This window comes from Acidimicrobiales bacterium (genome assembly GCA_035316325.1).
Lineage (GTDB): Bacteria > Actinomycetota > Acidimicrobiia > Acidimicrobiales > VFJN01 > DASXTK01.
The window spans coordinates 1-3450 of record DATHJB010000224.1 but is presented as its reverse complement, the minus strand read 5'-3'; the positions used below and the strand labels follow the sequence as shown (position 1 = coordinate 3450).

Here is a 3450-nt window from a genome sequence, read left to right as displayed (position 1 = left end):
GGCGCCCGGCCACCGTGGTGGCCGAGTGGGAGGCGGGCTCGTTGCACCCCCTCGCGGTGGCACCCACCGTGGCCTCGGCCGTCGCCGTTCGCACCGCGGATCCGGTGCCGCTGTGACCGTGACGTCGTCGCCCTCGGGGGCACTGTCGACCTCGGCGCTGTGGGACCGGCTCGTGTCGGTGGCGCTGGTGGGCACCGAGCGCAAGCCTCTGCCCGCCGACGTCGTGGCAGCGGTCGCGGCGCTGGTCGACGACCCGGCCCGGCCCGACGGCGCCGAAGCGGCCGGGACGGCGGCAGCAGAGCGGCGGCCGGTGGATGTGGAGGTGGAGGTGCTGACCGCGGCGGCGATCGTGGCGGCGCACCAGCGGGTGGGCCTGGTGCCACTGCACGGCGACGACGCCCCACCGGGGGCGGGACCGGACGACGACCGGCCCGAGGTGTCCTCGACCGCCGCCCAGCTCCTGTCGTTGCTGCTGGAGGGCCACGTCCGGGTGCTGGGCGGTCCCGTCGGGCTGGTCGAGGAGTGGCTCCGCCGTTGCCCGGCCGCCGGCCGCCGCCCGCCGGCACGGCTCCTGCCGGCGCTCCTCGACCACGCCACCCGGGTCCCGTCCCTCCGGTCGTCGGTGGTCGCGACCGGCGGGGCGCCCCTCGCCTGGCTGGGGCGGCACAACCCGGCCTGGTCGTGGGCGGCGGAGACGGAGACGGAGACGGACCGACCGTCCGTGCCCGCCGACGACGACGAGGTCTGGCGGATCGGCGAGCCGGCGGCCCGGCTGGCGCTGCTGACCGCCCGGCGGGCCACGGACCCGGCCGCGGCCCGGCACCTGGCCGAGGAGACGTGGTCGGGTGAGAGCGCGAAGGACCGGGCGCGGATCCTGGAGGTCATGCGCACCGGTCTGCACCCCGACGACGAGGCCTTCCTCGAGGCGAGTCTCGACGACCGCGCCGTGAGCGTCCGCGCGGTCGCGGCCGATCTGCTGGCCCGGCTGCCCGGCTCCGCGCTGGCGGCACGCATGGCCGACCGGGTCCGCCCCCTGGTGGGGCGGGGTCAGCCCGGCCTGGTCGGGCGGTTGCGGCGCCGGCTGGAGATCGCCCTCCCTGAGGCGATCGACGCGGCGGCACGCCGCGACGGGATCGTCGACGCCGGCGCCCCACCGGCGACCGGGAAGCGCACGTGGTGGCTGATCCAGCTGGTGGGGGCGACGCCCCTGACGTTCTGGACCGACGAGCTGGGCCTGTCCCCCGCCGCCGCCGTCCGGCAGGCCACCCCCGTCTTTGAAGGGAAACGACCTCATACGGGCGGTTTTCCTTCAAAGACGCCCGACCTGGTGCAGGGGTGGGTGAGGGCCGCCGGCCGCCACGGCGACCCGGTGTGGTGCCGTGAGCTGATGCGCGTCGCCCCCGAGCCGCGGCTGCTCGCGGCCCTGCCGGCCGAGCAGGCCCACGACCTGCTGCCCGTGGCCCTGGAGCACGCCGCCGAGCCGGCGCTGGCCGGGCTGCTGGCAGCCACGCCCGGTCCGTGGCCGGTGCTGCTGAGCCAGTGGGTCGTCCAGCGGCTGCGCGCCGGCAAGGACGCCGGGTCGGTCGACCGGGCCCTGACCGCACTGGCGGCGGCCGGCGACGTCGGCATCATCCCCGACCTCGAACGCTGGATCGACGACCTGAGGGTCCACGACCGCCGGCGGGCGACGCTGCCCCATGTGATCCACGCCCTGTCGATCCGTCACACCATCGCCCAGGAGCTGTCATGACAGACCCGACCGCCTCGACCCCCTCGACGCCGCCCGCCTCCCCCAACGGCGGCGACCCGGTCGACGAGGCGATCCTGCGGGCCCACGCCGAGATCGAGTTCGCGTCGGAGCTCGGCGCCCTCGACCGGGCCGACGACCGGCCCCGGCCGCCGAGCTGGCGGCTCTCACCCTGGGCGGTCGTGACCTACCTGCTGGGCGGGTCGCTCGACGACGGCACCGAGATCACCCCCAAGTACGTGGGCCAGCGCCGCCTGGTCGAGATCGCGGTCGCCACCCTGGCGACGGACCGGGCGCTGCTGCTGCTCGGCGTGCCGGGCACGGCCAAGACGTGGCTGAGCGAGCACCTGGCCGCCGCCATCTCGGGTCGTTCGACACTGCTGGTGCAGGGCACGTCGGGCACTCCCGAGGAGGCGATCCGCTACGGCTGGAACTACGCCCGACTGCTGGCCGAAGGCCCGACCCGGGCGGCGCTGGTGCCGAGCCCGGTCATGCGGGCGATGGAGCACGGCGCCCTGGTGCGCATCGAGGAGCTGACCCGCATCCCGTCCGACGTGCAGGATGCGCTGATCACCGTGCTGTCCGAGAAGACCCTCCCCATCCCGGAGCTCGACACCGAGGTGCAGGCCCGCCGGGGCTTCAACGTGATCGCCACCGCCAACGACCGCGACCGGGGCGTGAACGACCTGTCGGCGGCGCTCATGCGACGGTTCAACGTGGTCGTGCTGCCGCTGCCCGACGACCTCGACGACGAGGTGGCGATCGTCAGCCGGCGGGTGGCGCAGCTGGGCCGGGCCCTCGAGCTGCCGGTCGAGCTGAAGGACCTCGACGAGATCCGACGGGTGGTCACCATCTTCCGGGAGCTGCGGGCCGGGGTGACGGCCGACGGGCGCACGACGCTCAAGTCGCCGTCGAGCACCCTGTCGACCGCCGAGGCCATCTCGGTGATGACCAACGGGCTGGCCCTGGCGGCGCACTTCGGCGACGGCGTCGTCGGTGCCGCCGATGTGGCGGCCGGCCTGGTCGGCGCCGTGGTCAAGGACCCGGTGCAGGACCGGATCGCCTGGCAGGAGTACCTCGAGACTGTCGTCAAGGAGCGCAAGGGCTGGTCGGACGTGTACCGGGCCTGCCGGGAGCTGGGATGACCGGTGGCTGACGTCGCCGAGGTCGTCGTCCTCGGGATCCGGCACCACGGGCCGGGCAGCGCCCGGGCGGTGGTCGACGCCCTCGACCAGGTCCGGCCCGACGTCGTGCTGATCGAAGGCGCCCCCGAGCTGGACGCCGTCGTGGCGCTGATGGCGTCGCCCGGGATGCGGCCGCCCGTCGCCGGCCTGGTGTACGCACCGGAGGAGACACGGCGGGCCGCGTTCTACCCCATGGCCGTGTTCTCACCCGAGTGGGTCGCCGCCCGGTGGGCGCTGCGCCACGGCGTCGACGTCCACTTCGCCGACCTCCCCGCCGCCCACCAGCTCGCCCTCGACCACCACGCCGACCACGACGACCACGACGACGGCGATGACGACGACGACGGGCCGCCCCTCGAGGGACCGGACGACGATCGTGCGGCGGCCGAGCCGGGTGACCCGGGGGTCGACCCGATCTCGGTCCTGGCCGCAGCCGCCGGGTTCGACGACCCCGAACGCTGGTGGGAGGACGCCGTGGAGCACCGCCGCGGCGGCCTCGGCCGGTTCGTCGCCGTCGCC

General features: G+C 75.4%; 3 protein-coding genes. All 3 read left to right on the top strand.

What is annotated here, in order from left to right:
* Positions 1-112: 112 nt before the first annotated feature.
* A complete protein-coding gene (locus VK611_29255; GenBank protein ID HMG45456.1) occupies positions 113-1750 on the top strand; it encodes a DUF5691 domain-containing protein in 1638 nt (545 codons plus the stop codon).
* Positions 1747-2892: an AAA family ATPase gene (locus tag VK611_29250; GenBank protein HMG45455.1), complete on the top strand. Its 1146-nt coding sequence runs from the start codon at positions 1747-1749 to the stop codon at positions 2890-2892. Before VK611_29255 ends, VK611_29250 begins: the two co-directional genes overlap by 4 nt.
* Before the next feature lie 3 nt (positions 2893-2895).
* Positions 2896-3450: DUF5682 family protein (locus VK611_29245; protein ID HMG45454.1), on the top strand; the 555-nt coding region annotated here is incomplete at its 3' end.